Genomic DNA, 13,036 nt, shown 5'->3' with positions numbered 1-13,036 from the left:
ATTTTTGTTAAGTTATTAAGCTATAAGTAAGACATGAAATATTCTTCTCAGAACTTTAAAGAAACCCTTGTCATGGATTTTCTGCTTGAAAACCGATTTAGGTTTTTGAGACATCTTTTGTTTCTGATTTTCTTTTTTCTGCTGATCTACAATGCAAGGTTTTGGAATTGGTACTCGGAAGATTCTAAGTATTATATTTTGTTTTTTGTATATAGTATACTGATTGGGATGGTCTATATTAATATATATGTACTGGTTCCTTTATTTTTTTTTAAAACCCGTTATGTAACCTATTTTATTTTATTGGTTGCACTTGGTGTTTTAGCTTTAAATGGCATTGGATATTGTTTCGACCGGTTTTTTTCAGAATATCGTGTGATTAATTTACCTCGTGAGAAAGGAGGAATTTATGAAGGAGTTTTAATGTGTATTCCTATTATTTTGACTACAACAACGGTTAAACTTTTACAGAAGTGGATTAAAGACAGTCAACGAATCACAGAGCTTAATGATCTTACATTAAGAATGGAATTGAATGAGTTGCGGAATCAGATCAATCCTCATTTCCTATTTAATATGTTGAACAACGTTAAAGCGTTGATCAGAACAGATCCTGGAAAAGCAACGGCTGTGATCATGAAGCTTTCAGAATTTCTGAGGTATCAGCTGTATGAAAATGATGAGGAAAAAACATTGCTTACTTCAGAAATTGATTTTCTTTCCAATTTTATAAATCTTGAAAAAATAAGAAGAGAAGATCTGTCTGTAGATATTCATATTGACATGGATAAACGAATATTGAACAGCATTTTTATTCCACCTAACTTGTTTACAACATTTGTGGAAAACGCTGTAAAACATAGTGTGAGTCTCAACAGGGAAGAAAATTATATTAACATTGAAATCAAAATGGAAGAAAACAAGCTTCATTTTACCTGTATCAATTCAAAAAACTCAGATTTTTCTGCTTTTGAGAATAAATACGGTGGTTTAGGTTTAGTCAATATTAAGCGAAGATTAGAATTACTTTACCAGAATACCCATGAATTAAACATTACTTCAACCCATAAAGAATATATTGTAACCTTAATTATCCCTTTATGAATTGTATAATTGTTGATGACGAACCTTTGGCAAGAGTGGAAATGAAATCCTTAATCAATGAAGTTTCTCAGCTGGAAGTTCTGGGAAGTTTTTCAAATGCACCTGTTGCAATCGAATTTTTAAAAACTTCAGAGACAGATTTGATTTTTCTTGATATTGAAATGCCACTGATTTCAGGATTGGAATTCGCAGAAACGCTTCCGGAAAATACATTAGTGATTTTTACAACAGCCTATTCGCAATATGCATTGAAAAGTTATGAACTGGATGCAGTAGATTATCTGTTGAAACCCATTGAAAAACAAAGGCTTAAAAAAGCAGTTGAAAAAGCTGTACTTTACAAGGAACTGCTTTCATCCAAAACCGTAAAAAACACGATAGAATCTAACACAGCCGATTTTTTATTCATTAAAGCAGATAGGAAATATTATAAAATATATTTTTCAGACATCAGATTTATAGAAGGATTGAAAGATTATGTGGTCATTCATACCCGGACTCAAAAGCTGATCACAGCAATGAATCTGAAAACAATCCACCAAAAAGTTCCGCAGAATATTTTCCTTCGGGTAAGCAAATCTTTTGTGGTTAATATTGACTATATTGAATCATTTGATAACCATAACATCTACATCGGTGATGCAGATGTTCCTTTGGGAGAGGTGTACAGATCGGAATTTTTTACAAAATATTCAGGAGGTTCTTTGAATATTGATTAATATAATTTCTGGTCATTAATGCAATAAAAACTTCTGCGTTTTCCCAAGCCGGTTTGTTTTTTGACCAATTTTTCGCCGCATTTAGGACAGACTGATTTTGTGTGGACAAGCCAGTGTTTTTTCAGAACAAAATCCCGTTTCCATTTTAGAAAATCAAAGCTGTAGTTTCGGGCTTCTGTAATTAAATCTTCCAGTTTTTCAGAAGGTAGATTTCCCAACAAACTTTCAGGTTGTACTCCTATTCTGAATAAAACTTCGTTTTTAATTATATTTCCGACGCCGGAGAAAATATCCTGGTTCATGAGTGCATCACAAGCCATCATTTTCGGATTGGCGAGCAGCTTTTGCTTTGCTTTTTCCGGATTCCATTGGTCGCTCATCACATCAGCTTCCCAATCAATTTTAGATAAGAACTCTGAATCTACAAGCTTTACACTGCAGCTGTAAAAATAGATTGCTCCTTTTTTAAAAACTAATGATAACCGGAGGTTTTTATCGGGTTTCGTCTGTTCATCCACACTGTAGGAGCCAAACATGAGCAAGTGAATTCTGACTGCGACTTTACTGAAAATAAGATAAGTCTGTTTCCCGAAAGTCCGTATTTCTTTCAAAACATTATTTTCAAGAATTTCTTTGTCAAATTTTGCATTTCCCTGAGATTCCACAACTTTTTCACCTACAAATTTTTGCAGGCTTTCTTTCATTAATAGGATGGAAGGACCTTCAGGCATAAGAACTCGGTTTTCAATAAAAATTCAAATACTATTCCATAAAAATAAAATTTGGAGTAATTTTGAAAAATGATGAATTTAAACCAGATTTTCACCAATCAACGTACAGGAAACAATCCTCATACAAAGGCTTCAAGAACAGATTTTCAGAGAGATTTTGACCGAATTATATTCTCTTCGGCTTTCAGAAGACTGCAAAATAAAACCCAGGTTTTTCCGCTTCCGGGTAGTGTCTTTGTGCATAACCGTTTAACGCATTCTCTTGAAGTTTCATCGGTGGGAAGAAGTTTGGGGAGTATCATTGGAGAATTTATTTATAATGATTTCAAAAACGATTTAACGGAAGATGCTAAAAGTTTTTACCTGCATAATTTAGGAAATGTAATTGCTGCAGCCTGTCTTTGTCATGATGTGGGTAATCCGGCTTTCGGACATTCCGGAGAAGATGCTATTGCAAGTTATTTTGAACGAAATGAAAATGATCTGAAGTCTAAATTCAATGAAAAAGAATGGGCAGATCTGGTGAATTTTGAAGGAAACGCCAATGCGATCAGGGTTTTGGCGCATCAGCAGCAAGGAAAAGATGAAGGAGGAATTCAGCTGACTTTTTCAACGCTGGCAAGTATTGCAAAATATCCGTGTGAAGCCATTGCTAAAAAGAAAGGAATTATCCATAGAAAGAAATTCGGATTCTTTCAAAATGAAAAAGATATTTTTTTGGAGATTGCAAAAGGTACCCATTTAATCTCAGAAAGCGAAGATCCTTATATTTTTAAAAGACATCCCTTTGTATGGCTGGTGGAAGCTGCCGATGATATTTGCTATAATATTATTGATATGGAAGATGCCCACCGATTGGGTATTGTTTCAACAGCAGACTGCAAAAACCTTTTCTTTGAATTGGTGAAATCTGAAACTGATGATGTGAACAGGGTAGAGCAAAAACTGAACTCTATAGGGAATGAAAACGAGCAGATTTCTTATTTAAGAGCAAAAGTTATTAATGCTTTAATTAATAAATCGATTCAACTTTATAAAAGCAATTTTGAGACTATTCTGGAGGGGAATTTAGATCACGGGCTTCTTGACATTTATAAGTCTGAAAATAAAGCTTTGCAGGATATTGAAAGCTTTTCGATTGAAAAAATTTATAATCATAAAGCTGTGGTAGAAATAGAAAATGCAGGTTACAATGTAATGTATGAATTGCTGGATCATTTTATTCCTTCTATTCTAAAACATGAGGATGAAAGAAAATCTTACGATAAAAAAGCGTTAAAACTTCTTCCTAAGCAGTTTGTTTATCAAGACGGCACCGATTACCAGAAAGTTCTTGGGGTGATTGACTTCGTTTCCGGAATGACCGACAATTATGCTACCGATTTATACAGAAAAATTAAAGGAATTGATATTGGAATGACAGTTTAATATGGTTTGAAGTTGGAAGATGGATGTGGGAAATTTTTAATGTTTGAAGACTTGAACTTTTTATTTGAAGCTTTTTCCCGCTTTCGCTACTCGCTTTTTCAAGTTTCGGCGGCGGCAAAGCCGCCGCCGAAACTTGAAAAGAGCTTAAACACTCCGCTCAATCGGGGCTATTGTGGAAGGCAATCATTTAAGTATTAGAAAATATTGAGAGCATTTGTCATTCCGCAGGAATCTCAACATGAATCTTTCCGTCGTATTTTCTAATACTACCTAATCACCCCATCAGTTCGTTCGCTTCTTCTATTAAAGATTTCATTAATGTTGAGGCTCTTTTATGTTTTAAAATCGGTGCAATCTGCCCAGACCAGAAGAAAACCAATTCGTGTTTTTTCTGTTCCAATGCTGCTTTTCTCATCGGTGCAATAAAAGTTGTCTGCAAAGGAAAAGGCAATATTTGATCGGTTGCTGTTAGCAATTCTCTTGTAATTTCTGTAGTAATTCCGCGTCCCAATCTTCCGGTGTAAGCTCTGGAAAGGGTAGTGTATTTTGATGCTTCCGAGAACAAAAATTCTTTATGAAACGGTAATGCTCCGGATTCTTCTGTTGCTAAAAATGCAGTTCCGATTTGCACGGCTTCTGCTCCCAAAGTCATTGCTGCTGCGATTCCACGACCGTTGGCAATTCCTCCTGCGGCTACAAGCGGAGTTTTAATCTTATCTTTAATCAATTGAATTAAAGTAAAAGTTCCCATTGTTGAAAGTTCGGCTTTTTCCAAAAATGAAGGTCTGTGACCGCCACTTTCGAAACCTGAAGCTACAATGACATCTACGCCAATATTTTCTAAAGCAATCGCTTCATCGACTGTCGTTGCATTTCCGACCACGATTGTTCCCTGGCTTTTTAATCTTTCAATAATATCCTGATCCAAAAGTCCGAACATAAAGCTGAAAACTTTAGGTTTAATATCAAAAACGACCTGCAACTGGTTTTGAAATCTTGATTCAAAAGAAGGTGGAAGTGGTGGAACTTCAATGTTCAGCCTGTCATAATAAGGCTTAAAAATTTCAACCGCTTTTTGATATTGATTTTCAGTGTGCTCCTGATTGATAATATCGTGATCATTTACCCAGAGATTCAGATTATAAGGTTTATCCGTGATGGATTTTATCTGCTGATCCGCGTCATAAATTTCCTGAGGAGACAATGTATAAGCTCCGTAACCTCCCAGTCCGCCGAGTTTACTAACGGTTGTTGTTAATTCAACGGATGATAGCCCACCTCCGAAAGGTCCCTGAAAAATTGGATAATCTATACCGAGTAAATTTGTTATTCTGTTTTTATTCCACATGATTTTTGATTAAGGTTCTACATCGGTTAATGTTTTATTGACAATGAGCCATTTACCATCAATTTTATGAAAAGTTATAAAATTATAGTAATTGAAATCATACATTTTTACATTTAATTTGGCTGTAGCAATTGTATTTATCACATCAATCGAGATGATGGTTGGCTTAAAATCTTTTCCCGATTTTTCCGGACTTACCCTACTTCCAACTCCTTCAATATATTGTATAGCGGTTTTGTAATAGGGTACCCCTTTGATATCTCCGAAAAGCAAAGCATCTTTATGGAAAATTTCCTTTAAAAGTTCAGTATTTCCTTCATAAATTCCTTTCAAATACAATTGTTCAATCGCATTTTTTATGGTCGCTTCTTCTGTTTTGTATGTTTTCATGACATTTATTTTTTGAGCATAGCTGTTTATCGGTACCATAAACAGCCATGCCATTACCATTAAAACTTTCATCTTTATAAACTATGACCTGCACCCATTCCTCCGTCTACATTAATGATAGCGCCTGAAATAAACGAATTCTTAGCAATCGAGTGGATCATTTGTGCCACTTCTTCCGGTTCTCCAATGCGGTTGATTAAGTGAATTCCCGCATTGTTATCGATACTTTCATCGTGCATCGGAGTTCGGATTAAACCCGGTGCAACGGTATTTACTCTGATATTATCTTTCCCAAATTCTGCAGCCAATTGCAACGTCAAAGCGTGGATTGCTCCTTTGCTCGAAATCGGTGCAGTGGACGGAGATTGTGCAATCGCGTGATCAACAAGCGGTGTTCCGACATTGATAACCACTCCATCTTTTTGCTTGATCATTTGCGGAAGAATCGCCTGTGTTGTGAAGAATGTTCCTTTTAAATTAGTTGTTAAAAATTGATCCAAATATTCTTCCGTTACGTCTAAAAACGGCTTATTATCGTAGATTCCTGCGTTATTTATGAGAACATCAATTGAGCCGAATTTTTCAAGAGCAATTTTTGCCAAAGCTTCTCCCGTTGATTTTTTTGAAACATCTCCTGCAACCATTGCCAGATTTTCTCCCGCTCCCAATTCGTTGTAAATATCTTTTAATTTGGATGCTGTTTGTGAATTAATCACCACATTATCGCCCCTTTCTAAGAAATACCGGGCAACTTCCAAACCAATTCCTGATGATGCTCCTGTTACGATTACTGTTTGTTTTTTCATTTTAAATTAATTTTTGGGTGCTGTTGAAAATCCTTGTTCTTTCAATACGGAAACCTGTTCTCCGTCGTATCCCCAATTATCGTCCTCGATTTCATTGATGATAATGTGTGTTAAGTGAGGATCTTTATTTAAAACTGTAGTGACAACTTCACTTATTTTTCTGATTAATTCTTTTTTTGTTTCGCGGTTAATATCTTCGCGTAAAACATCTATTGTGATGAATGGCATGATGTTAAATTTTAAATTGTTGGTTAAATTGTTTCTGCAACCAGGTGGATATTCAAATCGAAATTATTGTAGATCAACGTGTCACCAAGATTGGCGAAGAAATTGGCTGATCTGAATTTGATGTTGAACTTTGTTCTGTCAATGACAATTTTAGCATCTAAAACAGCGACGTTATCCGTTCTTACAATCTGTAAAGCTGTATCAATAGAATGTGTAATTCCTTTAATCGTAAGATCTCCTTTTACGTAATAAAGATTGTTGTCGCCTGGTTCTGTGTGAGTGATTTCAAAAGTTGCTTCAGGATATTGATCTGAATTAAAGAAGTCATCAGAAGCCAAATGACTTGCAAATTGTGCGTTGGTTTCTGCGTCCTCCACATCAATAATTGTAATTGATTTTGTATTAATTACAAATTTTCCTGTTAGAAGATTTTCGTTTTCAAAAGTTAAATTTCCTTCTTTCACTTCAATGGTTCCGTTGTGGGCTCCGGTTACTTTTCTTCCGATCCATTCAACTAAACTTTTTTCGCTGTTTACTTTGAAAATTTTTGTGTCCATTTTTAATTGGTTTTAAATTATAGGACAAAGGTCAGTCGATTCGAAGAAAAAGTTATGTGAGGTACATCACGAAATATGGGAAAGTTGAGTCTGAATTTTAGGGATATTAGCCTGATTTGAAATTAAAGCGTACATATTTTTAACGCAAAGACGCAATGATTATTAAGAAAATGCTATAAATACTTTCGCAAAGGCGTTTCACTCAGTTAAGGATAGTTGTTTTGATATCACTTGCTGAAGAATTCCTAAGCGGACATAGCGTTAAAGTGTCTCTAATCTACAATGTGGTAGTAAATTATTGATGTAATCTACTCAAAGTTTCTCGTGTTACTCCTAAATAAGCTGCAATCAAATGTTTCGGTACCAGATTATATAATTGTGGATAGAGTGCTAAAAGCTCTTCATACCTGAATTTAGCATCGTTATTCATCAAAGAAAGAAGACGCTTTTGAGTGGCAACATAACCTTTATTGGTTCGCCATCTGAAAAAATGTTCAACTTCATGAATTTCATTGCAGATCTTTTCACGGTCTTCATTAGAAATTGATAAAATACTGGAGTTTGTGATGCAATCAACATTGATTGTTGCTCTATTTTTACTGTATAGAGCATCAAAATCAGTTACCCACCAAGTCGGCATAGCAAATTGAAGGATAAACATCTTCATAGTATCGTTCAGGTAAAATGCTTTCAGACAGCCGTCTAAAACGAAATATTCATGATCTACAAAATCGCCTTCGGAGATCAGACTTTGCCCTTTCTTGAGATGAATCAGATTAAAATGTCCGAAAACATAATTAAACTGCTCATCAGAAAGAGAGGTGAATTTTGAAATATGCCCTTTTAGTATTTCTTTAGCATCAACCATAACGGAGAATTTTATAAATCAAAATTAATAATAATTGGCTGGAAGTAAGAAGGTGAATGACGGAAGTTCCTTTAATGACGAAATTTATTTGTTTAGCTTTAATCTTATCAAGCTTTTAGCCCTTACTTCCTTACCTCGATAATTTTTATTATATTTAATGAAACACAACACATTCTATTGCGACATATTAATAAAATTAAAACACTATGAGTCTTTTTTTAGCACCCGTTATTTTTTTCGGATTAATTATTTTGTTCGCTTCGTTTTTTGTCGTAAAGCAGGAAACCGCAGCGATTATTGAGCGTTTTGGGAAATTCCGAGCCGTAAAGCATTCAGGGTTACATCTTAAGCTTCCGATTATCGATCAGATTGCCAAAAGGCTGAATTTGCGTATTCAACAGCTCGATGTAATTATTGATACAAAAACGCTGGATAATGTTTTCATTAAAATGAAAGTTTCGGTACAATATCAAGTGATTCGAACTCAGGTAAGTGATGCGTATTACCGTTTAGAAAATCCTGAAAACCAGATTACCTCTTTTGTTTTTGATGTGGTAAGAGCTGAAGTTCCTAAGTTAAAGCTGGATGATGTGTTCGTGAGAAAAGACGATGTGGCTATTGCTGTAAAAGGAGAGCTTCAGGAAGCGATGAACAGCTACGGATATGATATTATCAAAGCCTTGGTAACAGATATCGATCCGGATGAACAGGTAAAACATGCGATGAACAGAATCAATGCGGCTGAAAGGGAAAAAACGGCGGCAGAATACGAATCTGAAGCACAGAGAATCAGGATTGTAGCCGTTGCAAAAGCTGAAGCTGAATCTAAAAAGTTACAGGGACAAGGGATTGCAGATCAGAGAAGAGAGATTGCCAAAGGTCTTGAGGAATCGGTAAGAATGCTGAATAATGTAGATATCAATTCACACGAAGCATCTGCTTTAATTGTCGTTACCCAGCATTATGATACTTTACATTCAGTGGGGGCAAATAACAGAAGTAATCTGGTATTATTACCGAATTCACCAACCGCTGCAAGCGGAATGCTTAATGATCTTGTTGCTGCCATGACTACTGCGAATACAATAGGAGAGGTCAGCAAAGGGAACTATCCGCCACCTCAGAAAGATCACGATCATAACAGACCTAATAAGTAATAAAAAACCTCCGAAACTTTCGGAGGTTTTTATTTATTTTTTCGTTTTTGAAATCTGTTTAATCAAAGTATATTTAATGGAAGATGCATCTGCAGGAACATTTTCTACCTTTTCAGTTTTTACCTTTATTACATATTCATATCCTGGCTCATAAGTAAACCCTTCAATATTCGTGTAAAAATTACTCCAGTTATCGGTTGGCTTTTCTTTTACCTGTAAGCATTTCATAGGGGCTACTCCTGTACAATCTGCAGTTTGTGGTCCTACGATGAAGGTTTTTTCATCAGCTGCGGATGCTCCGGAAGTAGTTGTACATTGCGTCATTGTAAATAATGCCAATGCAGTTACTGTTCCTTTTAAAATTGTCGCCATACTTTTCATAATACTTGATTTTGACATCATAGCTCACAATTACCATGCCGAAGTACTTTTCATCAATTGTCGCAGTTTTTCTATTGCTTTACATTTTTTTAATCGTTTATTTTGGGCAATAAATATAATAAGTAATTGGTATGCATTCTGGAACAGATCTGTAAAAAATGAATGTTCATACGTAAATAAAAAATAAAACAGGATGAGAATATTACTTTCTTCAGTCTTTATTTTAGTCTGTGGTGGTTTGTTAAATGCGCAGAAACTGAAAAAAGAAGATGTTATAGGGTTTTGGAAGCTGAAAGAATCTGGTTTCTATGAAGGAAAGAAGAAAGTTGTGAAAGCTTTTAATCAATGTCGTTTAATGAGGAACTATTCCATACGAGAGGATGGTTTTGCGATTTATAATTATGTAGAAGGAGAGACCGGAAACTGTATTATATCAGAACCCAGACTTTCTTTTTGGAGAATAGTTGATAACAGAATTCAGTTTTATGCGCATGATAAGAATATTCTTGAAGAAGTGGTGGTAACTTTAAATAAAGATAAAACAATAACTTTTTCAAGTTATATTCCCGAGCCGGTTAAAGATAAAGATGCGATGTTGGAAAAGATACTGAATACCAATCATTATGATATTCTGGAAGTTGCCTATTAAATTTGGTAATTATTTTCTTTAGGCTTCATTTCTTTAAACTTTTGCTTACCTATCAAAAGCTCAAAAAATAATCTGAAATCTGAAATCAGCGACCACAACGGATATTTAAAGGTAGCCGGTTTATTTCTTTCAATTACGGCATGGCTGAACCAGGCAAACCCATATCCGAAAATAGGAACATACCAAAGGAATCTTTCTTTTCCGGAACTGATAACATAGCCGATCACTACAAATACGAGAAGAGTTCCTATAAAATGAAAAATCCGGGTTCCGGTTTTACTGTGTTCGGTAAGATAGAACTGATAAAATTCTTTGAAGGTTTTAATTCTTTCTGACATGGCGTTGATCTTTGTGGAAAAAGTAGCAATAAGTTCGCCATTTTTAATAAGGATAAAATAAAAGCAAAGCTGTAGGTACAACTTTGCTTTTTTTTGTTTTTATGTTTTTGAGAAATTAGGCCTTACCTAATTTACTGTTTTTGTATCCGTAGAAGAAATAAATAACTAATCCGATGGCAAACCATAATCCAAACCAGAACCAGTTTTCGTGACTCATCCCTGTTAAAAGATAGAGACAGGAACTCAATCCGATTAATGGAATTAAAGATAGATTTTTAACGAAAGTCCAGATGCAAAGAGCTAGATTAATCAAAATAAAAAAGAAAATCGAAGCCCTGAATTCACCTTCTTTAGGATCTTTCCAATCCATTAAGTTTTGAAAAAATTCCGGCTGCCATTGATAAAAAGCAATTAATCCTCCGATGAAAATAACAGGGAAAATGATTTTTCCATTAATATAAGGTAAATGAAATCTTCCTTTTATCTTTTCTTTTGCCGGAAGCATTAACACTCCCGCACATACCAATACAAACGCGAAAATAGTTCCGATACTTGTAAAGTCTAAAATGAATGTTTTATCTGTGAATAAGATAGGGATACCCACTACAATACCCGTTACAATCGTTGCAAAAGCAGGGGTTTTGTATTTGGGATGTACCTCCTGAAATTTCTGAGGCATTAATCCGTCACGACTCATGGCATACCAGATTCTCGGCTGTCCCATCTGGAAAACCAAAAGTACGGTGGTAATTGCAACAATAGCAATAAATGAAACGGTAAGTTCCATCCATGCAACATTGGCATTTCCTTTTTCAAAGATAAATGAAAGAGGATCTCCCACACCATCAAACTTCTTATAATCCACCATTCCTGTCAATACTAATGTTAAAGCAATATAGATGAATGTACACAAAACCAAAGAAATGATCATTCCTTTTGGAAGTGTTTTCTGAGGATCCTTAGTCTCTTCGGAAAGCACACTTAATGCGTCAAAACCAATATAGGCAAAGAATACTCCGGAAACCGCGCTCATCACTCCTACAAACCCGTTTGGCATGAAAGAAGGGGCTCCTGTTGCAGGGCTTATTGGAGTCCAGTTCTCGGTATTGATGTAAGAATAACCCACTAAAATGACCAGCACAATTACTGCTAATTTTAAGATTACCAAAGAGTTGTTGAAGTTCTTGCTTTCTTTTACTCCAACATAGCATAGCCAGGTAATCAATCCGTTAATAACCAAAGCGGGAACATCAACGATGAATTTTAAGCTTCCTAATAAAGGGGCGGTCTTCCAGGCATTAAGGAGTTCTTTGTTCTCAGAACCATTCATGATGGCTTTTTTAGCTTCGGTATAACTGCAAGTCAGGTAATCCGGAATATGCATTCCCAAACGCTCTAAAAAGCTTGTAAAATAATCTGACCAGGAAAAAGCTACATATATATTACCGAAAGAATATTCCATAATCAAAGCCCAACCGATAATCCAGGCTATTAATTCTCCGAAACTCGCATAAGCATAGGTATAAGCAGAGCCTGCAGTGGGAATTCTGCTTGCAAATTCTGCATAGCAAAGTGCAGTGAAACCACAGGCAAAGCCGCAAATCAAATATAGTAAAATAACACCGGGACCTCCTCTGAAAACAGCTTCTCCCAAACTGCTGAAGCTTCCTGCGCCGATAATGGCCGCAATACCGAAAAATACAATGTCCCAAACACCCAAAACCCTTAAAAGGTTCGTCGATGTATCTGATTCTGAATAGATTTTCCTTCTAAAAAGTTGACTCATTCAATAACTATATTTGATTTGAAAAAAAGCAAATGTAATGATTTTTTATTTTGATGTTAACAGTTGTTAAGAAGATTTGGACAAAAATGCTTAAACAAAAGGCTTTACTCTTTATAAAAAGGGATTTCTATATAGCTGTCGTTGTACCATTTTACTTCCAGTGGCTCCCCGGAATCCTTTATTGTTTCATCACTTACATCTTTCCCCGATCCATAATTGATTTGCCAGTTAGGATTCTTATTAACACCGACCAGTACAAGTAGCTTGTTTTCTTTTTCAATCTTTTTACTTATGAAGTACGAATTGCACCTGAATCAGGTTTATAGAGATGAATGCTAAAAGTATCTTAAATTTCATGTATTGGTGTATTTATGGTATGTTTTTAGCTGCTGTTGAAAAAGTATCAAATTAAAAGGGTTTTTGATAACTGTTTATTAAAATTGTTTACATTTTATCAGGCGAAAGTAGTAAAATTTATCATGAGACGGTGAGAAAAATTGTCATTGTTATGGTGAGAAAAATTGTCATTGTTATAAAATTGATATT

General features: G+C 35.1%; 15 protein-coding genes. 5 read left to right on the top strand and 10 right to left on the bottom strand.

The features are described 5' to 3' along the window. Positions 1-33 precede the first annotated feature (33 nt). Together CLV73_RS05775 and CLV73_RS05770 are read left to right on the top strand one after the other, a co-directional pair. Positions 34-1,104, top strand: a complete 1,071-nt coding sequence (locus CLV73_RS05775) for a sensor histidine kinase (RefSeq protein WP_100375901.1) — start codon at positions 34-36, stop codon at positions 1,102-1,104. Beyond that, positions 1,101-1,823, top strand: coding sequence for a LytR/AlgR family response regulator transcription factor (locus CLV73_RS05770; RefSeq protein WP_100375900.1), 723 nt, complete (start codon positions 1,101-1,103; stop codon positions 1,821-1,823). Before CLV73_RS05775 ends, CLV73_RS05770 begins: the two co-directional genes overlap by 4 nt. Here CLV73_RS05770 and CLV73_RS05765 read toward each other — a convergent pair. Next, a complete protein-coding gene (locus CLV73_RS05765; protein WP_100375899.1) occupies positions 1,820-2,554 on the bottom strand; it encodes a DNA-formamidopyrimidine glycosylase family protein in 735 nt (244 codons plus the stop codon). The genes CLV73_RS05770 and CLV73_RS05765 overlap by 4 nt on opposite strands. A 72-nt stretch (positions 2,555-2,626) precedes the next feature. Here CLV73_RS05765 and CLV73_RS05760 point away from each other — a divergent pair, with 72 nt between their 5' ends. Then, positions 2,627-3,982 carry a deoxyguanosinetriphosphate triphosphohydrolase gene (locus CLV73_RS05760; RefSeq protein WP_100376999.1) on the top strand — a complete coding sequence of 452 codons (1,356 nt, stop codon included), beginning with the start codon at positions 2,627-2,629 and terminating at the stop codon, positions 3,980-3,982. 274 nt (positions 3,983-4,256) lie between these two features. On the opposite strand, the gene CLV73_RS05755 is transcribed toward CLV73_RS05760, so the two are convergent. The 6 genes from CLV73_RS05755 to CLV73_RS05730 form a co-directional block, all read right to left on the bottom strand. Beyond that, positions 4,257-5,330, bottom strand: a complete 1,074-nt coding sequence (locus CLV73_RS05755; protein WP_100375898.1) for an NAD(P)H-dependent flavin oxidoreductase — start codon at positions 5,328-5,330, stop codon at positions 4,257-4,259. Between the two features lie 9 nt (positions 5,331-5,339). Further along, a complete protein-coding gene (locus CLV73_RS05750; RefSeq protein ID WP_228424251.1) occupies positions 5,340-5,720 on the bottom strand; it encodes a nuclear transport factor 2 family protein in 381 nt (126 codons plus the stop codon). Between the two features lie 74 nt (positions 5,721-5,794). Next, positions 5,795-6,526 (bottom strand): SDR family NAD(P)-dependent oxidoreductase, encoded by a 732-nt coding sequence (locus CLV73_RS05745; RefSeq protein WP_100375896.1) that lies wholly within the window; start codon positions 6,524-6,526, stop codon positions 5,795-5,797. Positions 6,527-6,532: 6 nt separating this feature from the next. Then, positions 6,533-6,754, bottom strand: coding sequence for a tautomerase family protein (locus tag CLV73_RS05740; protein WP_100375895.1), 222 nt, complete (start codon positions 6,752-6,754; stop codon positions 6,533-6,535). Positions 6,755-6,777: 23 nt separating this feature from the next. Continuing rightward, complete coding sequence (locus CLV73_RS05735; RefSeq protein WP_100375894.1) at positions 6,778-7,311, bottom strand: YceI family protein; 534 nt, start codon at positions 7,309-7,311, stop codon at positions 6,778-6,780. A gap of 295 nt (positions 7,312-7,606) precedes the next feature. Then, positions 7,607-8,179, bottom strand: coding sequence for a Crp/Fnr family transcriptional regulator (locus CLV73_RS05730; protein ID WP_100375893.1), 573 nt, complete (start codon positions 8,177-8,179; stop codon positions 7,607-7,609). A 206-nt stretch (positions 8,180-8,385) separates the two neighbouring features. Here CLV73_RS05730 and CLV73_RS05725 point away from each other — a divergent pair, with 206 nt between their 5' ends. Beyond that, on the top strand, positions 8,386-9,336 hold the full coding sequence (locus CLV73_RS05725; protein WP_100375892.1) for an SPFH domain-containing protein: 951 nt from the start codon (positions 8,386-8,388) through the stop codon (positions 9,334-9,336). Positions 9,337-9,369: 33 nt separating this feature from the next. Here the strand turns inward: CLV73_RS05725 and CLV73_RS05720 are convergent, their stop codons facing one another. Then, positions 9,370-9,708 carry a DUF4377 domain-containing protein gene (locus CLV73_RS05720; protein WP_228424249.1) on the bottom strand — a complete coding sequence of 113 codons (339 nt, stop codon included), beginning with the start codon at positions 9,706-9,708 and terminating at the stop codon, positions 9,370-9,372. A gap of 202 nt (positions 9,709-9,910) precedes the next feature. Here CLV73_RS05720 and CLV73_RS05715 point away from each other — a divergent pair, with 202 nt between their 5' ends. Beyond that, on the top strand, positions 9,911-10,366 hold the full coding sequence (locus CLV73_RS05715) for a lipocalin-like domain-containing protein (protein ID WP_100375890.1): 456 nt from the start codon (positions 9,911-9,913) through the stop codon (positions 10,364-10,366). On the opposite strand, the gene CLV73_RS05710 is transcribed toward CLV73_RS05715, so the two are convergent. Together CLV73_RS05710 and CLV73_RS05705 are read right to left on the bottom strand one after the other, a co-directional pair. Continuing rightward, positions 10,363-10,704 carry a DUF962 domain-containing protein gene (locus CLV73_RS05710; protein WP_100375889.1) on the bottom strand — a complete coding sequence of 114 codons (342 nt, stop codon included), beginning with the start codon at positions 10,702-10,704 and terminating at the stop codon, positions 10,363-10,365. The genes CLV73_RS05715 and CLV73_RS05710 overlap by 4 nt on opposite strands. Positions 10,705-10,819: 115 nt before the next feature. Further along, positions 10,820-12,490, bottom strand: coding sequence for an APC family permease (locus tag CLV73_RS05705; RefSeq protein WP_100375888.1), 1,671 nt, complete (start codon positions 12,488-12,490; stop codon positions 10,820-10,822). Positions 12,491-13,036: the final 546 nt, after the last annotated feature.

The organism is Chryseobacterium geocarposphaerae (assembly GCF_002797535.1).
GTDB lineage: Bacteria > Bacteroidota > Bacteroidia > Flavobacteriales > Weeksellaceae > Chryseobacterium > Chryseobacterium geocarposphaerae.
This window is presented reverse-complemented; position numbering and strand designations above follow the sequence as displayed.

Coding starts and splice junctions, on each gene's coding strand:
- CLV73_RS05775 (WP_100375901.1), top strand. CDS start 34: ATGAAATATTCTTCTCAGAACTTTAAAGAAACCCTTGTCATGGATTTT.
- CLV73_RS05770 (WP_100375900.1), top strand. CDS start 1,101: ATGAATTGTATAATTGTTGATGACGAACCTTTGGCAAGAGTGGAAATG.
- CLV73_RS05765 (WP_100375899.1), bottom strand. CDS start 2,554: ATGCCTGAAGGTCCTTCCATCCTATTAATGAAAGAAAGCCTGCAAAAA.
- CLV73_RS05760 (WP_100376999.1), top strand. CDS start 2,627: ATGAATTTAAACCAGATTTTCACCAATCAACGTACAGGAAACAATCCT.
- CLV73_RS05755 (WP_100375898.1), bottom strand. CDS start 5,330: ATGTGGAATAAAAACAGAATAACAAATTTACTCGGTATAGATTATCCA.
- CLV73_RS05750 (WP_228424251.1), bottom strand. CDS start 5,720: ATGAAAACATACAAAACAGAAGAAGCGACCATAAAAAATGCGATTGAA.
- CLV73_RS05745 (WP_100375896.1), bottom strand. CDS start 6,526: ATGAAAAAACAAACAGTAATCGTAACAGGAGCATCATCAGGAATTGGT.
- CLV73_RS05740 (WP_100375895.1), bottom strand. CDS start 6,754: ATGCCATTCATCACAATAGATGTTTTACGCGAAGATATTAACCGCGAA.
- CLV73_RS05735 (WP_100375894.1), bottom strand. CDS start 7,311: ATGGACACAAAAATTTTCAAAGTAAACAGCGAAAAAAGTTTAGTTGAA.
- CLV73_RS05730 (WP_100375893.1), bottom strand. CDS start 8,179: ATGGTTGATGCTAAAGAAATACTAAAAGGGCATATTTCAAAATTCACC.
- CLV73_RS05725 (WP_100375892.1), top strand. CDS start 8,386: ATGAGTCTTTTTTTAGCACCCGTTATTTTTTTCGGATTAATTATTTTG.
- CLV73_RS05720 (WP_228424249.1), bottom strand. CDS start 9,708: ATGGCGACAATTTTAAAAGGAACAGTAACTGCATTGGCATTATTTACA.
- CLV73_RS05715 (WP_100375890.1), top strand. CDS start 9,911: ATGAGAATATTACTTTCTTCAGTCTTTATTTTAGTCTGTGGTGGTTTG.
- CLV73_RS05710 (WP_100375889.1), bottom strand. CDS start 10,704: ATGTCAGAAAGAATTAAAACCTTCAAAGAATTTTATCAGTTCTATCTT.
- CLV73_RS05705 (WP_100375888.1), bottom strand. CDS start 12,490: ATGAGTCAACTTTTTAGAAGGAAAATCTATTCAGAATCAGATACATCG.